Annotated in this window: 31 protein-coding genes and 1 tRNA gene; 15 read left to right on the top strand and 17 right to left on the bottom strand. The window is 35.0% G+C overall.

Going from position 1 to position 26,095, the window contains the following annotated elements; genetic code table 11:
* Positions 1-211 precede the first annotated feature (211 nt).
* From ACERII_RS08255 to ACERII_RS08245, 3 genes are all read right to left on the bottom strand, one after another.
* The gene (locus tag ACERII_RS08255; RefSeq protein WP_373641474.1) at positions 212-841 is read right to left on the bottom strand and encodes a hypothetical protein; all 630 of its coding nucleotides are present in this window, start codon (positions 839-841) and stop codon (positions 212-214) included.
* 318 nt (positions 842-1,159) lie between these two features.
* A complete protein-coding gene (locus tag ACERII_RS08250; RefSeq protein WP_373641472.1) occupies positions 1,160-1,408 on the bottom strand; it encodes a glutaredoxin family protein in 249 nt (82 codons plus the stop codon).
* A 70-nt stretch (positions 1,409-1,478) separates the two neighbouring features.
* Positions 1,479-2,549, bottom strand: a complete 1,071-nt coding sequence (locus ACERII_RS08245) for a mechanosensitive ion channel family protein (RefSeq protein ID WP_373641471.1) — start codon at positions 2,547-2,549, stop codon at positions 1,479-1,481.
* A 214-nt stretch (positions 2,550-2,763) separates the two neighbouring features.
* On the opposite strand from ACERII_RS08245, the gene ACERII_RS08240 reads away from it, so the two are divergent.
* The 3 genes from ACERII_RS08240 to ACERII_RS08230 all read left to right on the top strand — a co-directional run bounded on the left by ACERII_RS08240 (position 2,764) and on the right by ACERII_RS08230 (position 5,618).
* Positions 2,764-3,420, top strand: a complete 657-nt coding sequence (locus ACERII_RS08240) for a potassium channel family protein (protein ID WP_373641469.1) — start codon at positions 2,764-2,766, stop codon at positions 3,418-3,420.
* A gap of 170 nt (positions 3,421-3,590) precedes the next feature.
* Complete coding sequence (locus ACERII_RS08235) at positions 3,591-4,694, top strand: radical SAM protein (protein ID WP_373641468.1); 1,104 nt, start codon at positions 3,591-3,593, stop codon at positions 4,692-4,694.
* A gap of 237 nt (positions 4,695-4,931) precedes the next feature.
* Entirely contained in the window at positions 4,932-5,618 is a 687-nt protein-coding gene (locus tag ACERII_RS08230; protein WP_373641466.1) for an ATP-binding cassette domain-containing protein, read from the top strand.
* A 193-nt stretch (positions 5,619-5,811) separates the two neighbouring features.
* Here the strand turns inward: ACERII_RS08230 and ACERII_RS08225 are convergent, their stop codons facing one another.
* Entirely contained in the window at positions 5,812-6,432 is a 621-nt protein-coding gene (locus ACERII_RS08225; RefSeq protein ID WP_373641465.1) for a hypothetical protein, read from the bottom strand.
* Between the two features lie 243 nt (positions 6,433-6,675).
* Between ACERII_RS08225 and ACERII_RS08220 the strand changes: the two genes are divergently transcribed.
* The 6 genes from ACERII_RS08220 (at position 6,676) to ACERII_RS08195 (ending at position 11,768) form a co-directional block, all read left to right on the top strand.
* Positions 6,676-7,098: an Hsp20/alpha crystallin family protein gene (locus ACERII_RS08220; protein ID WP_373641462.1), complete on the top strand. Its 423-nt coding sequence runs from the start codon at positions 6,676-6,678 to the stop codon at positions 7,096-7,098.
* 13 nt (positions 7,099-7,111) lie between these two features.
* Positions 7,112-7,636 (top strand): YppG family protein, encoded by a 525-nt coding sequence (locus tag ACERII_RS08215; RefSeq protein WP_373641460.1) that lies wholly within the window; start codon positions 7,112-7,114, stop codon positions 7,634-7,636.
* 118 nt (positions 7,637-7,754) lie between these two features.
* On the top strand, positions 7,755-8,504 hold the full coding sequence (nfsA, locus tag ACERII_RS08210) for an oxygen-insensitive NADPH nitroreductase (protein WP_373641458.1): 750 nt from the start codon (positions 7,755-7,757) through the stop codon (positions 8,502-8,504).
* A gap of 134 nt (positions 8,505-8,638) precedes the next feature.
* On the top strand, positions 8,639-10,213 hold the full coding sequence (locus ACERII_RS08205; protein WP_373641457.1) for a catalase: 1,575 nt from the start codon (positions 8,639-8,641) through the stop codon (positions 10,211-10,213).
* A gap of 296 nt (positions 10,214-10,509) precedes the next feature.
* Complete coding sequence (locus ACERII_RS08200; RefSeq protein WP_373641456.1) at positions 10,510-10,983, top strand: S-ribosylhomocysteine lyase; 474 nt, start codon at positions 10,510-10,512, stop codon at positions 10,981-10,983.
* 287 nt (positions 10,984-11,270) lie between these two features.
* Positions 11,271-11,768, top strand: coding sequence for a CBO0543 family protein (locus ACERII_RS08195; protein WP_373641454.1), 498 nt, complete (start codon positions 11,271-11,273; stop codon positions 11,766-11,768).
* Positions 11,769-11,878: 110 nt separating this feature from the next.
* Here ACERII_RS08195 and ACERII_RS08190 read toward each other — a convergent pair whose 3' ends face one another.
* The 6 genes from ACERII_RS08190 to ACERII_RS08165 form a co-directional block, all read right to left on the bottom strand.
* The gene (locus ACERII_RS08190; protein WP_373641452.1) at positions 11,879-11,980 is read right to left on the bottom strand and encodes a GNAT family N-acetyltransferase; all 102 of its coding nucleotides are present in this window, start codon (positions 11,978-11,980) and stop codon (positions 11,879-11,881) included.
* Between the two features lie 102 nt (positions 11,981-12,082).
* Positions 12,083-12,310, bottom strand: coding sequence for a hypothetical protein (locus ACERII_RS08185; RefSeq protein WP_373641450.1), 228 nt, complete (start codon positions 12,308-12,310; stop codon positions 12,083-12,085).
* Positions 12,311-12,405: 95 nt separating this feature from the next.
* Positions 12,406-13,551, bottom strand: coding sequence for an MGDG synthase family glycosyltransferase (locus ACERII_RS08180; protein ID WP_373641449.1), 1,146 nt, complete (start codon positions 13,549-13,551; stop codon positions 12,406-12,408).
* Positions 13,552-13,715: 164 nt separating this feature from the next.
* Complete coding sequence (locus ACERII_RS08175; RefSeq protein WP_373641448.1) at positions 13,716-14,168, bottom strand: GNAT family N-acetyltransferase; 453 nt, start codon at positions 14,166-14,168, stop codon at positions 13,716-13,718.
* Positions 14,169-14,358: 190 nt separating this feature from the next.
* Entirely contained in the window at positions 14,359-14,784 is a 426-nt protein-coding gene (locus ACERII_RS08170) for a GNAT family N-acetyltransferase (protein WP_373641446.1), read from the bottom strand.
* Positions 14,785-14,787: 3 nt separating this feature from the next.
* Positions 14,788-15,303 carry a YjcG family protein gene (locus ACERII_RS08165; protein WP_373641445.1) on the bottom strand — a complete coding sequence of 172 codons (516 nt, stop codon included), beginning with the start codon at positions 15,301-15,303 and terminating at the stop codon, positions 14,788-14,790.
* Between the two features lie 340 nt (positions 15,304-15,643).
* Between ACERII_RS08165 and ACERII_RS08160 the strand changes: the two genes are divergently transcribed.
* From ACERII_RS08160 to ACERII_RS08150, 3 genes are all read left to right on the top strand, one after another.
* Positions 15,644-16,204, top strand: a complete 561-nt coding sequence (locus ACERII_RS08160) for a phosphatidylglycerophosphatase A family protein (RefSeq protein WP_373641444.1) — start codon at positions 15,644-15,646, stop codon at positions 16,202-16,204.
* Between the two features lie 155 nt (positions 16,205-16,359).
* Positions 16,360-16,557: a hypothetical protein gene (locus ACERII_RS08155; protein ID WP_373641442.1), complete on the top strand. Its 198-nt coding sequence runs from the start codon at positions 16,360-16,362 to the stop codon at positions 16,555-16,557.
* A 199-nt stretch (positions 16,558-16,756) separates the two neighbouring features.
* Positions 16,757-16,831, top strand: a tRNA-Val gene (locus ACERII_RS08150).
* Between the two features lie 208 nt (positions 16,832-17,039).
* Here ACERII_RS08150 and ACERII_RS08145 read toward each other — a convergent pair.
* The 7 genes from ACERII_RS08145 to ACERII_RS08115 all read right to left on the bottom strand — a co-directional run bounded on the left by ACERII_RS08145 (position 17,040) and on the right by ACERII_RS08115 (position 22,222).
* Positions 17,040-17,555: a DUF4279 domain-containing protein gene (locus tag ACERII_RS08145; RefSeq protein WP_373641440.1), complete on the bottom strand. Its 516-nt coding sequence runs from the start codon at positions 17,553-17,555 to the stop codon at positions 17,040-17,042.
* A 15-nt stretch (positions 17,556-17,570) separates the two neighbouring features.
* Positions 17,571-18,449, bottom strand: a complete 879-nt coding sequence (spoIIP, locus tag ACERII_RS08140) for a stage II sporulation protein P (RefSeq protein WP_373641439.1) — start codon at positions 18,447-18,449, stop codon at positions 17,571-17,573.
* Positions 18,439-18,990: an RNA polymerase sigma factor gene (locus ACERII_RS08135; protein WP_373641437.1), complete on the bottom strand. Its 552-nt coding sequence runs from the start codon at positions 18,988-18,990 to the stop codon at positions 18,439-18,441. The genes spoIIP and ACERII_RS08135 overlap by 11 nt, the downstream gene beginning before the upstream one ends.
* 428 nt (positions 18,991-19,418) lie before the next feature.
* Positions 19,419-19,841 (bottom strand): VOC family protein, encoded by a 423-nt coding sequence (locus ACERII_RS08130; RefSeq protein WP_373641436.1) that lies wholly within the window; start codon positions 19,839-19,841, stop codon positions 19,419-19,421.
* 294 nt (positions 19,842-20,135) lie between these two features.
* Positions 20,136-20,684 carry a hypothetical protein gene (locus ACERII_RS08125; RefSeq protein ID WP_373641434.1) on the bottom strand — a complete coding sequence of 183 codons (549 nt, stop codon included), beginning with the start codon at positions 20,682-20,684 and terminating at the stop codon, positions 20,136-20,138.
* Between the two features lie 261 nt (positions 20,685-20,945).
* Positions 20,946-22,097, bottom strand: coding sequence for an MFS transporter (locus ACERII_RS08120; RefSeq protein WP_373641733.1), 1,152 nt, complete (start codon positions 22,095-22,097; stop codon positions 20,946-20,948).
* Positions 22,094-22,222: a hypothetical protein gene (locus tag ACERII_RS08115; RefSeq protein WP_373641433.1), complete on the bottom strand. Its 129-nt coding sequence runs from the start codon at positions 22,220-22,222 to the stop codon at positions 22,094-22,096. Before ACERII_RS08115 ends, ACERII_RS08120 begins: the two co-directional genes overlap by 4 nt.
* Positions 22,223-22,609: 387 nt before the next feature.
* Between ACERII_RS08115 and ACERII_RS08110 the strand changes: the two genes are divergently transcribed.
* The 3 genes from ACERII_RS08110 to ACERII_RS08100 all read left to right on the top strand — a co-directional run bounded on the left by ACERII_RS08110 (position 22,610) and on the right by ACERII_RS08100 (position 25,575).
* Positions 22,610-23,527 carry a YVTN family beta-propeller repeat protein gene (locus ACERII_RS08110; RefSeq protein ID WP_373641431.1) on the top strand — a complete coding sequence of 306 codons (918 nt, stop codon included), beginning with the start codon at positions 22,610-22,612 and terminating at the stop codon, positions 23,525-23,527.
* Positions 23,528-23,729: 202 nt separating this feature from the next.
* Positions 23,730-25,145, top strand: a complete 1,416-nt coding sequence (locus ACERII_RS08105; protein WP_373641731.1) for a SulP family inorganic anion transporter — start codon at positions 23,730-23,732, stop codon at positions 25,143-25,145.
* A gap of 16 nt (positions 25,146-25,161) precedes the next feature.
* On the top strand, positions 25,162-25,575 hold the full coding sequence (locus tag ACERII_RS08100; RefSeq protein WP_373641430.1) for a universal stress protein: 414 nt from the start codon (positions 25,162-25,164) through the stop codon (positions 25,573-25,575).
* Positions 25,576-26,095 lie beyond the last annotated feature (520 nt).

Below are 26,095 nucleotides of genomic sequence, written 5' to 3'. Positions count from 1 at the left end.
GAATTATTTGAACAGAACGGATAAGCGTTAGATGGATAAGTAAATATGAAAAAAATGGCATGAAGACGATCTTCATACCATTTTAATATACGAATTGTACTGTAAGTTCGATCGAAGGTTGTGTGATTTAGCGTGTGAAATTGCCTGTGTTTCTCTGTTTTGCACCACTGAAGTAATCCCGTTACGCATATAGCCATGCTTATTATTAATACTATTCAGTAAAAAGGGAGTCTTCAAGTAACCAAATATAGATCGGTGATGAACCTTCCTCTATTCTTTCTACCAGGATATCATACTCTTTCCAATCATATATTTCCATCCAAAGACCGTCCATTTCGTTCATTCCCTCTAGTTTCAGACTGTCTTTTAAGCTTTCTTCCAGTTCTAACCATACGTTCTCTGGAATTTTTTCACCTGGAACTGCGATAGCATTTATTTGCTCGGTTTCTGGATTAACGAAATACGTCTTATCACCATAATCATAGAAGTGACCACCTTCATACATTCCTTCTTCTAGTGGTTCACCGAACACATCTAATAGCTTTTTTCTAACATCTCCCAATCCAATTTCTTTCTCTATAAAAATCGATGCAAAATCTGTTGTGCTTTTATTTTGCTCTAGTGCTTTATCATCATTATCACTGTTTGAAAGAGTTATTACTTCCATCCTTTTATCATTGGAAGAATTCACTTGTTTTTTATCTACTAGAAAGTCAAGTTTCTCATTTTCATTAGCTTGACTATTTGGAGTTTCTTCTGCTGCAAATGAAAAAGAATAATATGCAGATATAAACAAGAATAGTGCACTCGCGCTGATGATCCATTTTATATTCCTTCTCATGCTTTTGATCCCTCCCTTATTATTGGCATACCCTGTTATGTAGTAAATTAATCTTCATTCTCTACTAACTATATTCTTCGGTTACCAAATTATTCTAGTAACTTTTTTGTATGTTTTTCTTTAATAGAGAAATACTATATTTATCAAGGGATGAAGCTGAGAAAGCAAAGGTCAAGCTTTTATTCGAAGCTGAACTGAGCAGGTGCAACTCCTGACCATCCCACCAACTATTTCCTACTATATAAGACGTACATAGCTATAGAAAAGTTTCAAATGAAAGCAAAAAACTGACGAAGAACTCGTCAGTTTTATATTTGCTTATTTACTTTTAAAATCCTCTATGGCTCTCAGTAAGTTGTTCTTATCTAACCCCATTACTACAGTATTATTATCAAAAAATGTAGCTGGTGTTCCCATTACATCTTTCTTTTTCCATTCTTTAAAGTGTAGACCATTATTAGAAATATTCTTTTCCTCAAAACTCACATTGTTTTCCTGTAGTATTTCAATTACTTTGGAGCAGTAAGAACAACCTTCACTAGTATAAATGATTACTTTCTTCTCCATCTCTACACTTCTCCTTCTCTATCCCACGATATATTTTCATTATAACCGATAAAAAAATCCAGTTACTCTTCTATTTTGTTTCTTTCTTGCTTGGTGTCTCCATATATATACTGCGACTTGGAAAAGCTACTGAAACCCCTTCTTCTTGTAAAATAGACATAATACGAAGATTAACATTTTCTCTAACACGCAGAAACTCCGTCCACTTCGTTGTTTTTGTAAAAAAGTAAAGAAAAATATCTAAGCTGCTATTATTAAACGCATTAAAACGAACCATAATTAACTCTTGGTCAATTTCATCATGATTTCGAAGCATGTCATCAATTCTCTGAACACACCGCTCTACTTTTTCTCTCGGGGTAGAGTATGTCACTCCTAAATTGAAAGAAATTTGTCTTTTCCCCATTCTCGTCCAATTTGTGATCGCTTCGTTTGCCAATTTGGAGTTAGGAACAGTTACAAGTGCTTGAGCAAAGGTACGGATTTTTGTACTTCGAAACGTTATGTCTTCTACTGTTCCTTCTACACTAGGAGTAGCGATCCAATCCCCTATCGAAAATGGTTTTTCTGTAATGATGACGACACCTCCGAAGAAGTTACTAATAGAGTCTTGTGCCGCTAATGCAAAGGCCAGTCCACCTAAACCAAGACCAGCAACAAAGCCGTTTACATTATAGCCCCACAAATCTGCGATGATACTTAGCGCCATCGCAACAATCGCAAAGCGAATCAACTTAGAAATAAACGGAAGTAATATATCATCTACTTCTAGATTTAATCGATCTCCAATTTTCACAAAGACAGTCGATGTACTAGCAGATAAATTGTATAGTCCCCACGCAATATTAATTATTACAAAAGACATAATTATACTTTTCGCTGGTTCATTGAATGCCTCTGGAAATGGCAAATATAGAAACGCTGCATAAAAACCAATAAACGTAAAGAAAACACGTATAGGTTTTTCAAATGATAGAAGAACGTTTGTCAGCATTTCCGTAGGTACTTTGCGAGACATGCGTAAAATAAGCTTAAAAATATATGTAGTAAATAACTTCCGGAAAACGTGAAATAAAATAATAATTCCAAGTGCAATTCCAATCTCTGTCCATTCAAATATTAGATACTTCTCATACCACAATGTAATACACCATCCTTTACTGCAACAATTCCATTATACTATTCCATAAAAATAATGGAACCAAAAATCTCGCATATTCCTGTCCTAGTGAATGAATACCAATAGGAAATGGAAATAATAGAACATAACGTTGAAACGTTACAATCTTGTTATTAAATTGTATTAGAAGTGGAGAAAATAGTCTAGAATCATTCGAATTTAATGAGGGAATTACATGAAAAAACAATTTGCGGTAATTGGAATAGGTAGATTTGGTGGAAGTATTTGTCGAGAATTATATTTGATGAATCACGAAGTCTTAGCAATTGATCATCGGGAAGAAAAAATAAAAAACATTTCTCCTTATGCTACCCATACTGTGGTTGGCAGTGGAACGAATGAAAAGTTATTAAAAGAAGTAGGCATCCGCAATTTTGAATACGTGATTGTAGCAATTGGAGATAACATACAAGCTAGTATCCTGTGCACGTTACTACTAAAAGAATTCGAAGTAAAGAATGTATTAGTAAAAGCACAAAATGATTATCATCATAAAGTTCTCAGTAAAATAGGAGCAGACCGTATTTTTCAACCGGAAAAAGATATGGGATTGCGCGTCGCGGAATTTTTATCATCAGAAAAAGTTATCGATTATATAGACCTTTCCCCTGAATATAGTATTTTAGAAATATTAGCCACGAAAAAAGTGAATGGACAAACTCTTGTTAATCTTGATACGAGAGCAAAATACGGCTGTACCATCCTTGCCATTATTCACAATAAAAAAGTAGATGTAACTCCCCAACCTACCGATGCATTACAAGAGGGAGATATCATGGTGATTATCGGCGAAAAAAGAAATCTACGTCGTTTTCAAGAAGTAGAATTATAACGGTCGAATGATGGTTTAATACTTTCCAATTCTTTTTTTCATATAATATTATTAACTTTTTGACGTTTATGTGAATATTTCACATTGAGATTGAAATTTCTGGTTATGAAAGGATATTCTTACTATAAGGTCTGTCTACCTAATTCTTTAAGTGAACTTAGGAGGTTACTATGACACAAACACATGAATTGCCGCAACACCTTGTACATTTTTCTAACGAGATATATAAACCGAGAATTATATTCTGGGAGTTAACAGAGGGCTGTAATCTTAAATGTATTCATTGCCGAGCAACTGCTCAACCCATAAGAGCGAAAGACGAGTTAACGACGAAACAAGCCTTTGATGTAGTTGAACAAGTTTCTGAGTTAGGGAATCCTATTTTAATATTAACAGGGGGAGAACCATTATATCGTCCAGATTTTTTCGAAATCGCTTCCTATGCAAATAAAAAAGGAATAACTTTGGCAATGGCCTCCAACGGTACATTAATCAATGAGAAAGTAGCACAAAAAATAAAACAGTCTGGAATACGACGAGTTGCGATTAGCTTCGATGGACCTAGTCCAAGTATTCATGATAAGTTCCGAGGTTTACCTGGTTCTTTCGATGATGCTTTGCGAGGGTTAAAAACTGTCCAAAGCATAGGTATACAAACACAAATGAATACTACCATTACAAAGCATAATGTTGATCACGTAGAGAAAATGCTTCAATTAGCTGAGTATAATAATGTCGATGCTCTTCATTTGTTTATGCTAGTTCCTGTTGGATGTGGTGTGGAAATTGTAGAAGAAAATATGCTTACAGCAGAGGAATACGAAGATGTTTTGAGCTGGTTTTATGAGAAGTCTAGAGAAGTAAGTTTTGAGATTCGTGCTACATGCGCACCTCATTACTATCGAATAATGAGGGAAAAAGCGAAAGAAAAAGGGGAACGAATCACAAGAAATGCGCACGGTATGTCTGCTGTAACCAAGGGCTGTTTAGCAGGTTCAGGTGTATTCTTTATATCTCATAAAGGGAGAGTGCGTCCATGTGGTTATTTACCATTAGAAGCGGGAAATCTATTAGAACAACCATTACAAACAATATGGAATGATTCAGAACTCTTCCATATATTACGCTCGAAGGATTCATTGGAAGGAAAGTGTGGAGTTTGTGAATTCGTCAATGTTTGTTCAGGTTGCAGAGCACGTGCTTATTACGAAACAGGTAATATGATGACAGATGAACCTTATTGTACATATCAACCAAAACGTAATTTCATTTAATAAAAAAGCACCGATATGAGAAAACCACTATTAATTCAAAAATAGTGGTAAGTACAAAAAATAACAACGTTTTTCTTATTTACCATATTGGATATGTTCTTTTACATAAATGTATATAAATTTGTCAAACTTTTTTGATGATAGCGGTTTCATTCGTTGCATATAAATGTTTTAATAGTACTAAGGGAGTTTCTAGTTATCAATAGAGTTACATTATGTTGTGGGGGTGAACCATCCATGTTTGTTGTCGACTTACAAAATGTTTTAAAACAATTTCATAACGGTTCTGAAATGAAAATTCTGTTCAACAATATGAATTTAAGGGTTTCTGAGGGGGAACTCGTCGTTATAACTGGTGCAGAGCAATCTGGGAAATCCACATTACTTCGTATGATTGCAGCAATGACGCCACCAAACAAAGGTACTATTCAAATTTTTGGAGAAGACATATTGAGTATTACAAGACGTCCTGAGTGGCGTTTAGAAACAATCGGTTTTGTTACAGACGAAGGCTGTCTCATTCCTTATTTAACAGCAAAGCAAAATGTATTAATTGGAGTTTCTCAGGATGACCCTTTGTATCCAAAAATGGAATTACAAGCAGAGCAGATATTAACAGATCTAGGATTTACAGATGCTCTCATGAATGAAACATTAGAAGGATTAGATACGAAAGAACAAATATTAACAACAATTGCTAGAATTTATATGACTAACCCAAAACTTATATTAGCAGATGATCCAACGAAAGAGTTAACAGGTGAAGAGGGCTACGAACTGCTAACTCAGTTAATGAGGTTTGTGAAGAAAAAAGGCTCGACTGTTATTATGACAAGTAATGATCCGACCATTATTGAAGGTGCAGATAGAGTACTACAATTAGAAAATTGCCAACTTTCAGAAACTAAAAGGGCTGCTCAATAACACTTAGTGCCAAATAAAGTTTACAAAATAAAAGAAAAGAGGGTGCTCATATGAGTATACCCTCTCTTTAACTGTGTTCACAGTAAAGAATGGCTAGCATTGTCAAATCCATACTTTTTTAGAAAAGGAGCAGATGAAGCTTGGAGCTAGGCACCTTTCAAAGTCCAAAAAAGTTTTACATTCTGGTTACCTTTTAAATATGATAAAGGAACGAATAAACTGCTCCAATAAAAATAAGTGCAACTCCATGAACGATTACTCTCCTACTAAAGGAACGATCCATTCGTTTTTCACGTAACACATCTACCATTATGGGAACAAAAGGTTCTATGATACTACCTACAGAATATTGCACTTGAATAGTGTGTTGATAATCTTGATTTAAAAAATGTGATTTCCAAGCTATCCGAACATCGGTATCATCGTCTATTATGTAATGAATCGTACTCCCCGTCTTCCCTTCCTTACCAAGTTTATAAGAAATATTTTGCTCATGAAGTGTTCGTTTAAAAACTTCAAGAAACTCATCGACAGATCCATTATGGACAACTAACTCTCGCTTTTTAACTAAAATGACAACAATAACACTAACAATAAGAATGGAATAAAAAAGAAGTAATAGAACTTGACTCGGAATAGTAAATTGAAACGATTCAATGAAACCTATGATGACAGCAAATAAGCCACACAAAATAATAACAAGTTCACTAACAATATAGTCTTTATAAACCCCTCTTCCAACCATTATTTGCACCAATTCATACAACATTGCAATAAAAATTGGCACTAATGACAAAAGTACCGCACTTATCATATTATCATACGCCCCCCCCCTTCTCTTTACGAGTCTCCTGATACTAATCTGTTTTTTATGAATGATATCCATACGTCCTATTCTTTAAATAGTTTCATTTTTTTACATAAACAAGTTTCAATATCATTAAAACATAAATAGGATATAGTGGAAGAAAAAAATTGTTTTTCTCCTCATATACCCAACCTTTCGGGTACATTGTTTCATAAGATAGTATTGGAAAAAATAGTGAGGTGATGTCCAGTGAGTATTGATAAGAACCGACCTTCCTTACCAGAAGGACCAATTAGCGATATTTTAAATTCGTTAGATTCCTTTTTCCAAGATGCTTTTCGTCACTTACAGTCTCCGCGCTTCATTCCAACAAATCAATATGAAACAGACAACGAATACATCATTGAGGCGGAGCTTCCAGGTGTAAATAAGGAACAGCTATCATTAGATATTTATCGTAACTACATTCGTATTAGTCTTCGAGCGGAGGAAATATTGGAGCAGAAAGATGATAAGAACAAGGTTATAAGACACAATAGTAGGTATGAACGTGCAGAGAGAGTCGTACAGTTACCTTTTGTTGTTGATGAATCGGAAGTGAAGGCAGAGTTAAAGGATGGTCTACTGACTATTCGTATTCCAAACAAAAGAAAAAGAATTCAGATTGATTAAGGAGGGATGAAGGATGTTTCCCCCTAATTTCTTTAGACAAAATGGATATCCACAACAGCAATATCCACCACATCATTATTGGCAACAAATGACGCAGTCTCAACAACCAATGCAGCAAGTACCTGTGCAACAAGCAGCACCACAACCGCAACCTCAACCAGAACAACAACAACAGAGTCAAGAAGCTCAACAACAAGCACCTGTACAACAAGAACAGCAACCTCCACAAGGGCAAGCACAGTCACAACAGGCACAGTATGCACAACAACCACAATATGGGAACCAGTACGGACAGATGCCACAAGGACAGCAACAATTCGGCCAACAACCGCCTCCTGTTTTTCACGGTGGGTACGGCGGCTACAGTCACCCATATCAAGGCGCACAACGACCAGGGTTCTTAGCTGCTTTTAAAAACAAGGATGGTCAATTTGACTTTGAAAAAGCATCTACAACTATTGACCAAGTAGTGAAAGTAGGAAACCAGATTACTCCAATTGTAAAACAAGTTGGCAGCTTCTTTACAACAAAATCATAATTTAATTTTGGGATAACGGGGAGTAAACATACTTCCCGTTTTTACATGCTGTATGATTCTTGTGAAATACCAATGTATGATACACTAATCAAAAAGACTTATAGGAGGATTTGATAATATGAATGATGTAATTAAAACAATAATAGATCACCGTTCCATTCGTAGTTTTAAAGATGAACCTTTATCGGACAAGCAAATTGAAGCAATTGTATCATCTGCACAAATGGCATCAACCTCTAGCTACATACAAGCATATACGATTATTGGCATCAAAAAGAAAGAAACAAAAGCTACATTAGCAAAGTTAGCGGGAAATCAATCTTATGTAGAAAAAAATGGTCACTTTTTTGTCTTTTGTGCTGACCTCCATCGCCATAAAGTTTCTGGAAAAATGGAGAATGTTGATGTAGAAAAGTCATTGCAAACAACAGAAAAGCTCTTGGTTTCGGTCGTAGATGCATCCCTTGCAGCTCAAAATGCTACATTAGCGGCAGAATCTATGGGGCTGGGAATCTGTTATATCGGAGGAATTCGAAACGAAATCGAAGAAGTATCTACATTGCTAAAGCTCCCTTCTCACGTCATTCCTTTGTTTGGACTTGCTGTTGGCGTTCCCTCATCCGATACGGAGCAAAAACCAAGATTGCCTATGGAAAATGTATATCATGAGGAAATTTATCAAGAAAATGAAAAATTGTTCATTGAACAGTTACATGAGTATAATAAGACGATTTCCTCTTACTATGAACAACGTACAAACGGGAAACGAAAGGATCGCTGGACACAACAAATGGCAAGTATGCTTGAAACACCTAAGAGAACGCAAATGAAGGAGTTTTTTCAAAAGATAGGATTTATAAAAGATTGATAAAGTTTTCCCCTTACTCAGCGATGCAGTGCATCCTGAGTTTTTTATTTAATCAAGTTTACTAAATTAGGAATATTATACCTATTTTGGTGAAAAATAAATTTGTATTACATACATAAGGGAGGGTTTATTTTATGAAGCATGAGCGAGATGAAAGAGATGAAAAGCCAATGTCAGACGATATGCTAACAAATCGTCAAGGTCACCCTGTTACGAATAATCAGAGCGTTCGCACTGTTGGAAATAGAGGACCGACAACATTAGAAAACTATGATTTTTTAGAAAAAGTAACACACTTTGATCGTGAACGTATTCCAGAACGTGTCGTACACGCACGTGGAGCAGGAGCACATGGTTACTTTGAGTCCTATGGTAAACTTGGAGATGAGCCCATTTCGAAATATACGAGAGCGAAAGTTTTTACTAATACAGAAAAACAAACTCCTGTATTCGTTCGTTTCTCCACGGTTGTTCATGGTGGAAACTCACCAGAAACGTTACGTGATCCACGAGGATTTGCTGTTAAATTTTATACAGAGGACGGAAACTGGGATTTAGTTGGAAATAATTTGAAGATTTTCTTTATCCGTGATCCCTTAAAGTTCCCTGATATGGTCCACTCGTTTAAGCCTGACCCTGTGACAAATATTCAGGATCCTGAGAGAATGTTTGATTTCTTATGTCAAACACCAGAATCTATGCATATGATCACGTTCTTGTTTTCCCCATGGGGTATTCCTTCTAATTACCGTGAAATGCAAGGCTCTGGAGTACATGCATACAAATGGATAAACGAAGAAGGAAAAGCTGTGTTAGTAAAATATCATTGGGAGCCTGTTCAGGGAATCAAAAATTTAACTCAAAAAGAAGCAGATAGTATTCAAGCAAAAAACTTTAACCACGCTACTCAAGATTTATATGAAGCCATTGAAGATGGAAATTATCCCGAATGGGAATTATACGTGCAAATAATGGAAGATGATGAGCATCCTGAATTAGATTTCGATCCATTAGATCCTACTAAGCTTTGGTATAAAGAAGATTACCCATGGCATAAGGTTGGAAAAATGATCTTAAATAAAAATCCTGAAAATTACTTTGCTGAGGTAGAGCAAGCTGCGTTCGGTACTGGTGTACTTGTAGACGGACTTGATTTCTCCGACGACAAACTTCTCCAAGGAAGAACGTTCTCTTATTCTGATACACAACGTTATCGAGTTGGTTCGAACTACTTACAACTTCCCATTAACAAAGCGAAAAAACATGTGGCTACAAATCAGGAAGGTGGCCAAATGGATTTCCGTACAGATTTTGGAAAACATCAAAATCCACACGTTAACTATGAACCTTCTGTAATTGGAGGTTTAAAGGAAGCGGAGAATCCAGGGAAAGAACATGAGCCTTATGTAGAAGGTAATTTACAGCGAGAAAAGATTTCTCGTGAAAACAACTTCGGCCAAGCTGGAGAAACGTATCGTCGTTTTAGTGATTGGGAACGAGAGGAACTTATTTCCAACCTTTCTGGTGCTTTAGCTTCATGTCGACAAGAAATCCAAGATCGCATGGTTGATATGTTAACACAATGCGATGAGGGCTACGGAAAGCGAATTGCAGAAGGAATCAAAGTAGCTGGAGAAGGTACTCACTCCAAGATGGATGAAGCGGTAGCAGAAGCAGAACAAAAGGGTCATCCGTCTGATCCATATTAACGTAAAGATATAATTTGTAGATCGCCTACTAAGTTCGGTAGGCGATTTTTTATGTACAGAGAGATTGATTCGAATTGGTTGATCAACTAATCTAAGAAATTTGCTCTACGAAATGACGATATACAAATCTATGAAAAAGCTGGTAAAACAGTAGTACTGGCTGATACAATGTTTATAATGAAATTGGAAAAGCTAGAATAAAAGAAAACATACTTAATGAAAGAACCCAAGATTTACTGGCTACACTCCATTTTTTCATCGTTGTTACTATCGCTATAATCTAAGGAGGAAAAAATATGACAAAGAAGATGAACGTGGAAAGCTTTAATTTAGACCATACAAAAGTAAAAGCACCATACATTCGTTTGGCAGGAACAACAGAGGGTGCAAACGGAGACAAGATTTTCAAATATGATATTCGTTTTTGTCAACCAAACAAAGAGCATATGGATATGCCTGGGCTACACTCTTTGGAACATATGATGGCAGAGTTTAGCCGCAATCATCATTCCCAAATCGTAGATATTAGTCCAATGGGGTGTCAAACTGGGTTTTATCTTGCAATTATCAATGATGACAACTACGACAACGTTCTTGAGCTTCTTGAGAAAACATTGAATGACGTTCTTGTCGCAATAGAAGTTCCAGCATGTAACGAAATTCAATGTGGTTGGGCTGCATCTCACTCTTTGGAAGGCGCGAAAGAAATCGCGAAGAAAATGCTTGCTCATAAAGACGAGTGGACAGAAGTTTTTGCAACGAAAGCTTAAAATAACCTATAAACCTTAATCATTGAATTCAGACACTTTTTTTCAAAATTAAAATGATATTCCTAGTATTACACCTGTTTTCTATAAATGTGAAAACAGGTTTTTTTTTTTTAATTTGACATGGTCGATACGGCTTCAAAGAAAAAGTTAGTACTGATAAAAGAATTTACATAATTGTTTTTAGCATAAGAAAAGAATTATATTTAAGCCTTAAAGCAGGTAATTTACATATTAAAGCAAAATGGTGAGCATCATAATAAGAACTGATTCAGAAGAGGATGACATATATGAAGAGAAATAAACCTCAAAGGAAGTTCTTACGAATTTCACTTATTCTAAACTTAGCGTTACTTATTCCCTTACTTCTAAGAAAACCACCAATTAAAGATTGGGTTATCGTTTATTTATTTAATGCCCTTACCAACATTCTTATCGATAATACATTGGCAAACTATAAAATAGTGAAATATCCCTTACGATTATTTTCAAAATCGTTCGATACCCATATACTATTTGACTGCTTCATTTATCCTACTTTTACAATTTGGTACAATCAGTTGACATACAAAGATAAAATTATCCCGATTATTTATAAACTCGTACTCATTACAATACCTCCTTTTCTTATAGAACTTTGGGCAGTGAAGAATACAGATTTAATTAAATGGAGCAATAAATGGAAATGGTATCATACATTTTTTGGCCTCATTTTAAAGTCGCTAATGACCAGACTTGTGATAGCAACAGTAAGAAAGGTAGAAAATGGGGTTAAATTTCAACAATAAAATAATATTAATACTACATCATAACAACAGAAAATAAAAAAGGGCGATCGCAAAAAATGAAACTTATCTTTTTGCGATCGCCTTCAAATCAATAAAAATTACCTAGAAAATTAATTGAATGTAATGATCTCATCCACCCCTTTTTGTAGTAACGCTGTACCAATCCCTTTTCCTTGATGGGTAGGAATAAGATAGATAGCGCCTAATTCCACTTTTCCATCTTCCCTAACCGGAGAGAAATTCCTAATTTTAACATGGACGATGAAAAAATAAAGCACATGTAGGTTATTACTCACATGCGCTTTCAATAATCTCTATTGTATTTGAGTCTTTCTTTCGTTATAAGATGCTGGGAGGATTGCTAGGATATTTTCTCGCTGAAAACGACGAAAGGATTTTCGCAGATGGCAATAGCCTTGCATCCATTGTTCACTGTACCCCTCAATGGTCACCATTCGTTTTGTTACTAACCCTTTTTTTGATAAGTACATCAATACTACTGGATGACCAGATTCCTTTGCCTTTTTAATGATTGATTCCAACACAATATCCTCCTTAAAATACATAAAATAGAACATTCGTTCTCACTAACATTATACGAACGAATGTTCTGAAATGCAAGTGTATATAATTGGTGTCAGGAGCTCCATTCTCGTTTTCGACCAAAAGAAGTGAACCACCTTTTCGTTGCAATATGTTGGTTTTGTGTCACTTGATCTGATTCCACTAAGTTAATCATCTCGTCAATCACTTTCACTCTTGAAAGCTCCCCTGTCTTATTTCTGGGGGATTTGTCCAGTTTTTTAATGATAGAAGATAGGTTGGTTTCTTTATTCAACATAATCATTGTCGGGTATGCAGCCAAAACGGTTTGATTTATTTTTTCCTGTCCTGGAAGTGGACACAGGATGCCAGTTGGAATTCCCCATGCAAGTGCTTCCGCCATGGAAACACCACCAGGCTTTGATATAAAAAAATCAGCTACCTTAACGTATTCATGATATTGATCTGAAAAAATAAAATATCGGATTTCTGTACCATTGTCTAATTTTACTCGCGGTGGAATCTCCGTCTGTTTCTTTCCTAAAAACCATAGTACAGTGCTTGGCTTCGTATCTTTTTCAAGAATAGACCAGATTATTTCTTTGGAAATAACACCTTCTCCCCCACCAGAAACAACAATAATTTGTTCTTCTTCAGAGAGTGCCAACTTCTTACGTAATGCGTTTCTTTCCCATGAATGATCCCATATCTTTTTTAACGGAATTCCGTGTGAAAAGAATCTATTTTTCGGCGCTTTGTTTTTTAGAATTCCTAACTCATTTTTTCTAGCAATAAAGATTGCATCAACTTCTTTAGAAAAAGACAAAGAATGTGTTGAAAAGTCGGTTAACACAGCAAATAATTTTATCGGTCGAGTCACATGTTTTTTTAGCATGACACCTAATTGTGTTGCTATTGGGTGTGTTGTAACGATGATGTCATATGACTTATTTGTCCATTTTGCGACAGCCTTTTTCCACCATAAAAAAATTAGTGGTTTCACTAATAGTCCGGCCAGCTTGCAATTCGTTAATCTATAAGTGGTATCCCAAAGTATAGGATATCTAATGCTTTGAAAATACGATTTTCGAATTTTCTCAGCTTTTTTACTACACATTAGAGAAAAAATGTCGATAATTTCTGCTTCATATCCCCGCTCTTCCCATTCTTCTTTTAATGCAGCACTAACTTGGTGATGTCCTTCCCCTATGGATACAGTAAAAATTGCCATACGTTTCATATACAACACTCCATGATTAGCTTCTCTCTCTAGTATCGCAGAATATTGGCAAATTCATACATCAGAAAACACCACACAGACAGTCTTAACCTAATAAATATTCGTCAATAATTTTTAGAGTGTTAGCAAAGGAACAATTGATATTAGAAAAAGCCTTGCCACATTTAGCAAGACTTTCTCAATTCCCATTTTAATAAATTTTCTTCTATTTCTACGTTCTTCATGTTTAATTTTTCTAGCACTCGGATGGATGGAAAGTTATCATGATAGCATTCGGCAATTACTTTTTGAACCTCTTCACTAGTAAATGCCCACTGTATAATTTCGTGGACTGCTTCTGTTGCATAACCTTTCTTTTGAGCAGAAGGGATAAATCCATATCCAACCTCTACGGTACCCTCCATATCAGGTTTCCCTTTAAATCCGATATCGCCAATGAGCTGGTTCGTTTCTTTTTCAATCACAAACCAGACGCCCCATCCTAATTGAGAGGGATCCTCTTGCAACTGCGCTAAATACAAAGGTATATGAGGACCAATTTTGTACCTATCTGCAACGTTTGCTACTAAATCTTTCGTACAAGGTATGATTCTTAGTCTTTCCGATTGTAAGTCCATACTAATTCTCCTTCTTTATAAAAACATCAGATTAATACGTAAACAACACTAATTATGTAATAGGTAATTATGACTATTATAAACATCTAAACTATATTATTGTTTTCTCAAATTTGCAAGAAGATTAATTCATTCCAAACAGAAAACAGCTGATACTTTATGATCAGCTGCTCTAGTGATTTTATATTAGTTAGTTCAACTCTTTTTTCATAGCTACATGGGGAATTCCTGCATCATAAAACAGATCAGAAACAGTTTCGTACCCGATTCTATTATAGAAGGCTTCAGCATGGGTTTGAGCATTTAATTTTAATTCGTGCTTCCCTTCTCCTAATGCTTTTTCTTCCATTTTTTTCATTAATAAATATCCTACACCCTTTTTCCGATATTCCTTCATGACACATACACGCTCGGCTTTTCCGTATCCATCAACGAAACGGAGTCGTCCTGCTCCAACTGCTAGGTCTCCATCATAAACCACAAAATGTATGGAATCCTTTTCGTGACTATCAATTTCAATTTCTTCTGGTACACCTTGTTCTTCAATAAAAACTGTTCGACGAACTGTATATGCATCCTCTAATTGTTCTTTTGTAGTTACTATTACTGCATCCAAAGTCTACTCTTTCCCTTCTAATAAAAACGTTTCATATACTGTCCAGGTGCCATTTTCTAGTTGATATAGTAAGGAAAAACGGTCCACGGTTTCTTCATGATGTATCGTTTCTAAACGTAATCTGCTATATACATCGGAACACTCATCGTTGTCCATATCTTGCCCAATAGTAATGTGCGGTACAAATTGATAATCACTACTATGTGATAAAATTCCTGCGTTTAGCTGCTCTTGAAGAGAGAATAATGTAGGGTTTTCCTTCACTTTCATATAGATCGTATTTGTTACAGGAAAGAAGGAGCTAAATTTATATACTTCCATTGTAAATGGAGATACGCTTTTTGAAACCTGACGAATATACGAGATAATTTCTTTTGCCTCATCCTCTTCCGCAAAAAATGCTTCTTTAAGTGTTAAGTGCGGTGGAATTTTTGTATAGTGTGAATCATAGCGTTTACGAAATGAATTAGCTACATCCTGCAAATTTTTTGATGGAAACAAAGCGATACCGTACCTCATCATATTCCTCCTTTTAGCTACTCTTTATTATGACTCCCTGATCATATGTATTGTTAACTTAACTAAGTTACAACTTTCATCCGCCATGGTGCAAATTTTTCACTTGTATGGAAGTCAATCTTTAAATTACATAGTCTCCATTGTTAGCTGACTTATATATACTATAGTTTCTACACAAAATGCATAATTCCCTTCAATTTTAATACAAATAAGTATTCTGTCACAACTTCTGCCTACATCACGTAAAATAAAGAAAACACTCAGTGAACAGTAAAATTATTTGATTTTTCTTAACTATGGTAAAATATACTAGAAAGCATTTACTGGAGGAGTGGAGAAGATGGCAAATAGAGAACCGGTACACTGTCGTGTTGTTGAAAGAGCAGCAAGAGATTTAATTGCAGAGCGTGGAGTTACAATGAAAGATATCGCACAAGTTGTATTCGATATGCAATATCCATATAACAACCAACTAACGATGGATGAATGTATAGACAGTGTTGATAAAGTGTTAGAAAAGCGCGAAATTCAACATGCAGTTTTAGTTGGAATCGAGTTAGATAAATTAGCAGAGAAAAAAATGCTATCTGAGCCTCTGCAGTCTATTGTAGAAATGGATGAAGGATTATTTGGTGTTGATGAAACAATTGCGTTAGGATCTGTGTTTGGATACGGGAGCATTGCGGTTACAACATTTGGGTATTTAGATAAAGAGAAAAAAGGAATTATTAAAGAACTAGATACGAAATCGGATTCTAGCGTGAATACATTTCTAGATGATTTAATATGTAGTATCGCAGCAAACGCATCTGGTCGCTTAGCGCACCGATTACGCGATCAACAGGAACAGCTTCGGGAAGAAGAAATCAAACGAAGAGACGACGAAGAACGAATTGGATAGAAACTTTTTCAAAAGCTTGCATAATATAAAAAGAAATTCACTTTCCTTAAAACACCTCTAGGAAAACATTTCATCTAGAGGTGTTTCTTGATTGTTTTACCAACTAATGTTATTATTTTGTTCATTGACTGAAATTACTTATGAGGTGAATTGTAGTGAACCCATCAGAATCTCTTCCGAATAAAACACGCTGGATTTATTTCAAGCAAATATTCAACTCCAAATTCCAAGCAAGTTGCCTCAAGGCAAAGATCGAAGACAACTGGGAAAACGGGTATGAAATTGGCCCTTGGGTAGAAGTTCGTAAGCTTAGTAACGATCGGTATGTTGTTCGCTATACGTACGATGAATAGACCTTTTGTTTTCATAAAAATGCTATTTCAGGATAGCTATAAAACTTAGACAGTAAGTTCAAATGACTGTAATTTAGAAGGCGACTGTTTTTCTATCAACTTCGTTTGAAAACTATTGACTATTAGCACATAATCTTATATATTAGTAATTATTGATTGATAAGTATACTGCTCTGTCAATTGATACCTTTAATTAAATGAGACTGTAGCTCAGTGGGAGAGCACTTGCTTGACAGGCAAGGGGTCGTTGGTTCAATCCCAATCAGTCTCACCATACATAAAAACACAAATCCTATAAGGCATTTTGCTTTATAGGATTTTTTATTTCAAAATTGCTGTATGGGTTCCTTGATTTCAAAAAGAGGATGCTCCAATTTTATTGGAACATCCTCAGTTGATATCTAGAATATCGTCCTACATCTAATATTAATATACATCTACATACATAGTATTTTACTCTCAAACGGAGATAGTTGGCGTGTTTAGAATTGATATAATTTTTGCTCTTTGTAAGCCTTATAATGATCTATATTTTTGCTATGTGAACATACCTCTACTTCTGCATTTGTCTCGGCTAAATTCCTCATCACTTCTTTAGGGATATTGATACGCGTTATATAATCACCCAAATCAAAACAAGAAATTCTTAAATAACAACATGCATCATAATCATTCATTATTTTTCTAATAAACTTCTTCTTTTCCACTGTAAATAAAGACGAAATGGTTTCCGTTAATAATCTCTTTAACACAAAATCAAAACATTCGTCTTCTTCCTCGTTAACTATATCTGCAATACGATATATCCAAGAAGCAGTGTAATTATTGCTCGGAATTTTCGTTATTATATTTCCTGAAAAATCTGGATCATACTTTTGATAATAGATGGGGATTACTTTGAGATTTTTTGTAATTGTATTAGGGTTAAAGTGTTTAAATATAAGATCAGGATCAAAAGTAGACTCAATATGAAAGCTAACAATAATTTTTGTAGTCAAGTTTATATTCTCCTTTTAATTAAGTATTTCACCAATAATCTCCGCTAAGAATTCTACAGATCGATTTACTTCCTGTAGTGTGTTATCTACACCACCTATATCAAGTAGGACAGATTTTTCATGTAGATCTTGATTATAATTTGAGTTACGTTCTGAAGATGAAGACGCAGGTATATATACTCCTCTTGACAGTCCAGGATACCGCTCCTCAAGAAGTTCGTGGAGTTTATGAGCAAATTTTAAATTTTGTTGATAGTTTGGATGATTTCTACTAATTACAAAAACGATTTTAGCGACTTCCTCACCATTAATTGTAGTAGTTGTTATTTTTCGCCGTTGACTATCACGATGAATATCAAAAACCATTTTTATACTATCATGATTATTTATAGTAGTGTTTATATTTTCCCTAGCCACATTATGGGATTCACCAAATTCAAGATTTTGTTCTTCAGTCATTTTCGTGTAATCTGTATCATCCCATAATACCGGAATACCTTTACTTTCTAATGTTTTACCTAAATGTTCACCTAATAAAGTAATATTAACAGTTTTATCAAAAGCTGTGGCAAGGTTGTTATCATCCTTCTCTTCTAATTCTGGAAAAAACGATTCGTGTGTGGGGGTATGATAAATATATACTAATGGCTCGTCAGTAGTAGTTGACGTCTGTGATTCTTCAAATACATTGTCATTACTTACAACTAATAATAAAAAAACAATTGTAGCAAATATTGTTGCTAAACTAGGTACAAATAATTTGTTTTGATTTTTCCTAGTAAAACGGCGAACTAGTTTTTCTTCTAACTCTTTTTCAAAACCTTCTCGAATAAAAATAGATTCTTTATTTCTTCGTAGATTTCCCAATATATCTTTATCATCCTTATTTCCCATTATTAAGCCACCCTTCTCCCTTAAAGTCTCCTCCTGTAACCATCTTTTTCCTAAGTATCATCAGTGCCCTATGAAAAGAAACTTTAATATTTGTTTCTGAACAATTTAAGATACTAGCGGTCTCTTTTATGGAAAACTCATTTAACCCTCTAAGAATTACAATTATTCTATAACTTGGTTTTAATTCTTGTAAATAGCTATAGACCTCAGATATAGATTCTTTATGTTCTACTATCTCTTCTGTCGATTTGTTGTTAGATGGTACAATCTTCAAGAATAAATCTCCTAAAATCATTCTTCTTTTTACTTTTCGATAATGGTCAACCTCCACATTTCTTGCAATAGAAAATATAAATGTTTGTAATTCTGATTCTCCTTTAAACTTAGAAATTGATTTAAACAGTCTAATAAAAACTTCTTGAGTTAAATCTTCGGCTTCATCATGATTATTTGTAAATGAAACAATAAAATGGTAGACCTCTTTAAAATATTGTCGATAGATATGGCGAATTTCTTCCTCTGTTTTATTTTCTTCGTTCAAATTTTCCCCTCCCTTACATTCAATTTCTAATTAGTCGTATCAACTTGGAAAAGGTTACAATGTTTTTCCATAAAATATATTTAATATATAACGCTCAACAAATACCCAATTATACTATTCAAAATTACCAATACTCTTATATTGTATATTAGGTTCGGATACTATATAAGGACAAACTGTATATGAAAAAGTACACTCACTCTTCCTTTTTAAGTAATTTTTAAACCCTACAAAAATTAAAAACACTCACTATGGTAAGTGAGTGCCTACACTATCTCCTATTTACGTTCATCACCATTATTCCTTATAAATAGCTTACTAGCACATTAATTAGACTATTTCCTCTCACTAATTCAAATGCCTTTACGTCTATGTACTCCTATGATAATAAAATTTTTACAGTAACTATCCTGTTTTTTATTTTGTAATTAAGAGGTTCTATCAGGATAATCGCAATACTCAATAATGGTTCCTTCTGTATCAGCAGGATTTAAGTAAATAAGACGCCTCCCGTGCTTGTTGATACGCAACGTCTCTTCCATTACCCGAATTCCTTGCTTCCTCAATTCCTGTAATGCTTCATCTAAATCATCCACTCGGTATGCTAGGTGATGAACTCCTTTTCCCTTTTGTTTAATGAATCTAGCAATAGGAGATGTGGTATTATTGGTAGGTGCCAGGAGCTCTGTTCGCATTCCGTTCACCTCCATAATTGCAATCTCACTTTCAACTCCTATTGCTTCACTTGTATATCGATCAATTAATTCCCCGCCTAATACTTTAATATAAAATTGAATACTTTCCTCTATATTTCTAACTGCTACCCCAATATGATCTAACGTTTTCTCCATGCTGGTCTCCTTCTGTTGAGAGATAGTTCTATACTCAGATAACTATCCATTACACCTAAATTATGAATGGCTTATTTGAAATATGAAAGCTCCTTTGTTGTTTTTGAATGACAAGCAGCTTTTATCATTTTATCAAAATAGCACTAAATTTTCTTGGATAAACTATTTGATTAATCGAATATATAATATTGCTTGCTTGATACAAATTGATAAAAATAGCAATGGCTCGTATAGAACCATTGCTTGTTATGCATTAGCTGGTATTTAATGTATCAATATTGTTAACATTAGTTGTTATCTTTGAGTTCCCGTTCTTCCACCATTGTTATTTGTTTCAATTCCAAGTTGTCTATTACAATAACGCTCTATTGTTTGACTTGTTTCAGTGTCTAGTGATTGAGCTTGTCCACCATAATGCTCATTCCCATTTTGGCTTGCTGCTTGGCTACCAAAGTAGCGTTGACCGTTCGAACATGTTCCACCTTGGTTATTTTGACCAGTTGTTTGTCCGCCATACATTCCCGTTCGACCTTGATTGTTCTGACCTATTGGTTCCCCAAACATTCCTTTTCCACCTTGGTTGTTCTGGTCGGAAGTTTGTCCACCGAACATTCCTGTTCCACCCTGGTTACGGTTATTTGTTTGTCCTCCAAACAACCCAGTACCGCCTTGATTATTCTGCCCTGTTTGTTGCCCACCAAATAATCCGGTATCATTTTGTCCGGCTTGGCCTGTATGATAATTATTTGCACCTACGTCATTGTTTTGATTCATATCTCCACAACCAGTCATACCTACTAGTAGTAGGGTTGCCATGGAAATAGAAATTGCATACTTTTTCATTTATTAATCTCCTCCTTTCTCTTATATGATGCCTTTACAATTAACGTAATACGCAGGTTAGTCTTGGAAGTTTTTCAATGAGGAAAATGAGAAAAGCGTAATCAGCTACTAGTAAAGGTAAACACAAAAAAAGTAGCCAGCAATACAACTCTTCGTTGAATCCTGGCTACTTATAGAGAATTACGGAGTAACGTCTCAATCCTTTTTAGATCGATCAGATTCTTCACTATTGCAAATTTCATTATTCTCATAAAAGTGGTTCTAATGAGTTTCTATAGTTCCATCTAATTTTACTGGTTTCTTCGCTATCAATGAGCAAACAACACCGATAACTGGAAAAATAAGTATACCAAGAAGGACCGGTGTGTAGCTATTAAATAGATCAAACCCTACACCAAATGGAAGCGGTCCTAGAGAAGATCCGATAACACCCATTGTTACACCAAATCCATTAATACTCCCTATATATCGTCTTCCAAAATAGTTTGGCAAAATGATAGTTAGTCCTATTCTTTCAAGTCCTCCAGCAATTCCCCAAAGCAACCCAAAGGCAATTGCTAAAGAATAATTAGTTACGAAAATAAGAAGGAATAAAAGAATAATTTCTATAACAAAGATAGCAGTAAGTAAATAATTGGTCTTCACTTTCTCTGTTAAAAAACCAGAAACTAACGTCATCGGTATCCCAACTACCGCCATTAAACTTAAAACAGTTGCTGCTATTTGTGGTGATAAGTCATTGGAGCCAAAGATAGAAATGATATGAAAGGTGATACCTGTATTCACCATTCCGGGGATTCCAACACACACGAGAATAGCCCAAAAAGCCCTTGTCTTCATCGCTTCTTTCAGTGTCCAATTTTGCTCTGCTTGCACTACTGGAATTCCTAGCAAACCTTTCTTTGTTTTTTCCTTACCTTCTTTTCCATCAGGAACTAATCCAATTTCTTCAGGCTTATTGCGTACACCGAAGAATGCAATTGGTACAAAGATAACAAGCAGTGCAATTCCCCAAACTCTCCAAGCTGTTTGCCAATCATATGTTTCAATGATCCATGTATTTATAATTGGAAATAACATAGCACTAAGAAAACCACCTAATGACATGATGCTTAGTGCCAACCCTCTTTTTTTAACAAACCATTGGACAACAAGAGTACTTGATAATAGCCCCATACTCCCCTGACCTAATAAGCGTATAAGAAAGAAACCAACTGCCAGCATCCACATGCTGGAAACGATACTATTAAAGAAACAAGCAATTGCTAAAAATGTACCGACAATTACCATCATTGATCGTTGCCCAAGTTTATCTATAAATCTACCCACAAAGATCATAATGCACCCTGCAACGAGTGTGGCTGCAGAATATAGACCCGATACTTGTGAACGAGACCAACCAAAGTCATTTATATACTGATCAATAATGCTGAATTAGAATACGTTTGACCAGGTCCTGAGAAAAACACACCGATTGCAGCAATCAAAACAATTACCCAGCCATAATATATATTTTTTAAATAGCTAAATTTCCCCAAATTATTTACACCGTCCAATACATATAACAAATAAAGAAATAGACCATAATGATAGTTATACCATAGTTTACACGCACATATGTAAATAGAAAGTACTATTCAAATGAAAACGTTGATACTTATTTTATATCATCAACATTTTTTATAGGGATATGAAGGGAGTTCAGTGTTGCCATAAATTGTGTTAGTGAAAAACGACTATCATAACTAAATTACTTTTAAATTCTCACTAATGCTTTCATTTCGTATAATATTTTACAAAATAGACACCAATATAAAAAGTTAAACTCATAGGTGAGCACTTATATATATTTATTCTACAAACTATTTCTATTATCGAAATATATATGATAAGATTTTTATATTACAATGTTAAGGAGTGAGAACATGTCAGAACATCTTATCGTACTAAATAAGGATGAAGATACGATATCTATCGTTAATCTAGAGACAAACGAGGTTATAAAAACGATTGAAACAAGTCATAATCCTCATGAGATAGTAGTTACTTTAGACGGAAAAAAATCATATGTGGCCTGTTCGTTAGGAAATAAAGTAGATATTATTGATAATGATACTTTCGAAATTGTGAAGCGACTAGAACACCCTGATTTCAATTTTCCACATGGTGTTGGTATTACAAAAGACGGAAAGAAATTATATTTAGCATCTACATATAGCGAAAAGGTTTTTATCATTAATACAGCAACAGATGAGATTGAAAAAGTTATTCCAACATATCAAAAATACTCTCATATGATTTCTTTTTCGCCTGATGGAGAAACAGTTTATGTACCGAACATTGGCAGCAACAACATTACTGTCATGGATGTTCAAAAAGAAGAAATTGTCACTCATATTCCAGTAGGTCCTGGACCAGAAGGGGTTGCTGTTCATCCAAATGGAAAGCACCTTTATGTTGCGAACCAAGAGGATAACACGTTATTTGTGATTGATACAAAAACATATGAAGTACTCTTTAAACGCCGTGTTGGTGGCATTCCAGTCCGACTCGTATTTTCACCAGACGGAAAGTATGCTTTGATTGCAAATCGTGAATCAGGTGATGTTTCTATCATTCAAACAGAGCAACATATTAATGGACAAGTACGTCCATGGGAAATTAAACGGCTTCCTGTAGGCGTTTGGGCTGGGGGAATTGTTTTTAACCAAAATGGTTCATATGCCTACGTTGCAAATAATAAAACAAATGATGTCTCGATCATTAATATGGCTACTTTAAAAGAAGAAGGACGTATAGATGTTGGGATCCACCCAGATGGAATTGCTTACGTAAAACGCTAAGAATTATTTCAAGAAAATGCCTGAGCTACTCTCAGGCATTTTTTTAATTCCCCCCCTCTACATTTCTATAGGGTGAAAACTTGATTATAAATGTTCTACTATTTTCCAATATAAACTTTCCTTTTTTTCACAAATTAAGTAAAGATATTACTTAAAGAGGAGGTTTATTGTGGAATCGATAAAAGAACAATGGTTTGGGAACATGAGAGGAGATATTCTAGCTGGAATCGTTGTTGCTCTCGCATTAATACCTGAAGCAATTGCGTTCTCTATTATTGCTGGCGTTGATCCCATGGTTGGATTGTACTCATCATTCCTAATTCCCCTAGTCATCGCCTTTGTTGGTGGTAGACCAGGGATGATATCAGCTGCTACTGGAGCCATGGCTCTCCTAATGATTGATCTTGTAGCTAGACACGGATTGGAGTATTTATTAGCAGCAACCATATTAACGGGAGTATTACAAATCATTTTTGGTTTATTAAAACTTGCTCGATATATGAAATTTATCCCCCGTTCGGTAATGATTGGTTTCGTAAATGCATTAGCAATTCTAATATTCGAGGCTCAAATTCCTCACTTATTCGGTCAAGGCTGGATTGTTTTAGCTATAGCTTTAGCTACACTTGCGATTATTTACCTTTTTCCTTATATTACAAAAGCAATTCCATCTACGTTAATAGCGATTGTAGTTATTACGGCATTTGTTATGACTTCAGGAACGAATGTGTTTACGGTGGGTGATATGGGAACATTGACCCGTACCCTTCCGATTTTTCTATTTCCGCAAGTTCCTCTATCATACGAAACGTTAGCGATTATCTTTCCTTATGCATTTGCTTTAACTGTCGTTGGTCTTTTGGAATCACTTCTTACAGCTAGTATAGTAGATGATATGACCGATACAGATAGTAATAAAAACAGAGAAAGTAGAGGACAAGGTATAGCCAATATCGTTGCTGGTTGTTTTGGCGGAATGGCGGGCTGTGCGATGATTGGTCAATCTGTCATTAATGTGAAATCGGGCGGACGCGGTCGATTGTCAACATTAGTTGCTGGAGTTGTATTGATATTACTGATTATGATATTAGGTAACATCGTTATTCAAATACCTATGGCTGCACTAGCTGGAGTAATGGTAATGGTCTCTATTAGTACATTTGATTGGAATTCATTACGAACTTTGTTGATCGTCCCAGCTACGGATTCTATAGTAATGGTCGTGACTGTTGTTACTGTAGTACTTACTCATGATTTATCAAAAGGGGTATTTGCAGGTATTTTATTAAGTGCTATTTTCTTTGTATCAAAAATTTCAAAAGTGGAAATCAAAAGTAAACTGGATGAAAACAAGGAAAAACGCACCTACTTTATTAAGGGACAATTATTCTTTGCGTCAGTGACAGAGCCTATTTCAGAGTTTGATTTTAAAGAAGACATAAATAAAGTTGTCCTAGATTTTACGTACACTCACATATGGGATGACTCTGCAGTTGCAGCTATGGAAAAAATTATCACGAAGTTTGAAGAAAATGGTACGGAAGTTGAAGTTACAGGATTAAATGAAGCGAGTACACTTTTAGTGAATAAGCTGCGGCATAAATTAAGTAGTCATTAACAAAAGGAGGGATAAAATGTTTAACAAAATATTATTAGCATCGGATGGTTCAGAATACGCAGTTCGTGCTACAGAAAAAGCGATAGAAGTTGCAAAATGTAATCCTGAAACAACCATTCACATTGTGTATGTTGCTGATGATTCCAAATCCGATGTGTTAAAGAATTGGAATACTCTCGGTGCCCAAGAAAAACGAAAAGAAAAAATTAGACCTAGTGTGGAAAAAATAGAAGAAGCAAATATAAAATATCAAGTGGAATATTTACATGGTGAGCCTGGTCCTGCCATCGTAAAACATGCAAATAATCATGACTTTGATCTTGTTGTAGTAGGGAGTCGCGGTCGTAATCGACTGCAAGAACTAGTATTAGGTAGTGTTAGTCATAAGGTTGCGAAAAGGGCTTGCTGTGCTGTGATGATTATAAAATAAAGAAACCCGTCAAAAGTTGTAACAGGTTTACTTCAAAGGTGCAAACAATCCATTCACAAAGCAATCACATTTGTTTTATTGTTATATCAGTATTTTATTACTAAATAGATTTGAAATCACGAAGTAAAGTAATTCACATCTCTTTTCGCATAGGTGGAAATAAATATATCCTTCCTGTGATTGTGATGTGATTTGCCGTGAGAATTTTAATGGGAAAGGGAAGGACTTGGATTATTTCAGTATATGAAAAGATATATAGAATTTTTTAAGCAATGTAATGAAAGAAACGAGGAGCAATGTTCAATGGAATAAATAAACGGAGAATTTTCCCTTATTTTATAAATAGCACGGAAAACAGTCAGAATAAACGGAGAAATTCCACTTATTGACTCGAATCAATTTAAAAAGGGGGTATTTCCTTTGCATAGGCGGAAAAACTCCACTTATTTGCCAAGAAATTTGGTGAATTTTGATTTTAAACGGAAATTCTCCGCTTATTTTATTTCACTTGTAAGGATAG

The organism is Evansella sp. AB-rgal1, from assembly GCF_041820985.1.
Taxonomy (GTDB): domain Bacteria; phylum Bacillota; class Bacilli; order Bacillales; family Salisediminibacteriaceae; genus Evansella.
This window is presented reverse-complemented; position numbering and strand designations above follow the sequence as displayed.

What these genes read in the sequence shown, in the direction of transcription:
- ACERII_RS08255 (WP_373641474.1), bottom strand. Translation starts at nt 841, where the DNA reads ATGAGAAGGAATATAAAATGGATCATCAGCGCGAGTGCACTATTCTTG.
- ACERII_RS08250 (WP_373641472.1), bottom strand. Translation starts at nt 1,408, where the DNA reads ATGGAGAAGAAAGTAATCATTTATACTAGTGAAGGTTGTTCTTACTGC.
- ACERII_RS08240 (WP_373641469.1), top strand. Translation starts at nt 2,764, where the DNA reads ATGAAAAAACAATTTGCGGTAATTGGAATAGGTAGATTTGGTGGAAGT.
- ACERII_RS08235 (WP_373641468.1), top strand. Translation starts at nt 3,591, where the DNA reads ATGACACAAACACATGAATTGCCGCAACACCTTGTACATTTTTCTAAC.
- ACERII_RS08230 (WP_373641466.1), top strand. Translation starts at nt 4,932, where the DNA reads ATGTTTGTTGTCGACTTACAAAATGTTTTAAAACAATTTCATAACGGT.
- ACERII_RS08225 (WP_373641465.1), bottom strand. Translation starts at nt 6,432, where the DNA reads ATGATAAGTGCGGTACTTTTGTCATTAGTGCCAATTTTTATTGCAATG.
- ACERII_RS08215 (WP_373641460.1), top strand. Translation starts at nt 7,112, where the DNA reads ATGTTTCCCCCTAATTTCTTTAGACAAAATGGATATCCACAACAGCAA.
- nfsA (WP_373641458.1), top strand. Translation starts at nt 7,755, where the DNA reads ATGAATGATGTAATTAAAACAATAATAGATCACCGTTCCATTCGTAGT.
- ACERII_RS08205 (WP_373641457.1), top strand. Translation starts at nt 8,639, where the DNA reads ATGAAGCATGAGCGAGATGAAAGAGATGAAAAGCCAATGTCAGACGAT.
- ACERII_RS08200 (WP_373641456.1), top strand. Translation starts at nt 10,510, where the DNA reads ATGACAAAGAAGATGAACGTGGAAAGCTTTAATTTAGACCATACAAAA.
- ACERII_RS08195 (WP_373641454.1), top strand. Translation starts at nt 11,271, where the DNA reads ATGAAGAGAAATAAACCTCAAAGGAAGTTCTTACGAATTTCACTTATT.
- ACERII_RS08180 (WP_373641449.1), bottom strand. Translation starts at nt 13,551, where the DNA reads ATGAAACGTATGGCAATTTTTACTGTATCCATAGGGGAAGGACATCAC.
- ACERII_RS08175 (WP_373641448.1), bottom strand. Translation starts at nt 14,168, where the DNA reads ATGGACTTACAATCGGAAAGACTAAGAATCATACCTTGTACGAAAGAT.
- ACERII_RS08165 (WP_373641445.1), bottom strand. Translation starts at nt 15,303, where the DNA reads ATGAGGTACGGTATCGCTTTGTTTCCATCAAAAAATTTGCAGGATGTA.
- ACERII_RS08160 (WP_373641444.1), top strand. Translation starts at nt 15,644, where the DNA reads ATGGCAAATAGAGAACCGGTACACTGTCGTGTTGTTGAAAGAGCAGCA.
- spoIIP (WP_373641439.1), bottom strand. Translation starts at nt 18,449, where the DNA reads ATGGGAAATAAGGATGATAAAGATATATTGGGAAATCTACGAAGAAAT.
- ACERII_RS08130 (WP_373641436.1), bottom strand. Translation starts at nt 19,841, where the DNA reads ATGGAGAAAACGTTAGATCATATTGGGGTAGCAGTTAGAAATATAGAG.
- ACERII_RS08125 (WP_373641434.1), bottom strand. Translation starts at nt 20,684, where the DNA reads ATGAAAAAGTATGCAATTTCTATTTCCATGGCAACCCTACTACTAGTA.
- ACERII_RS08110 (WP_373641431.1), top strand. Translation starts at nt 22,610, where the DNA reads ATGTCAGAACATCTTATCGTACTAAATAAGGATGAAGATACGATATCT.
- ACERII_RS08105 (WP_373641731.1), top strand. Translation starts at nt 23,730, where the DNA reads ATGAGAGGAGATATTCTAGCTGGAATCGTTGTTGCTCTCGCATTAATA.
- ACERII_RS08100 (WP_373641430.1), top strand. Translation starts at nt 25,162, where the DNA reads ATGTTTAACAAAATATTATTAGCATCGGATGGTTCAGAATACGCAGTT.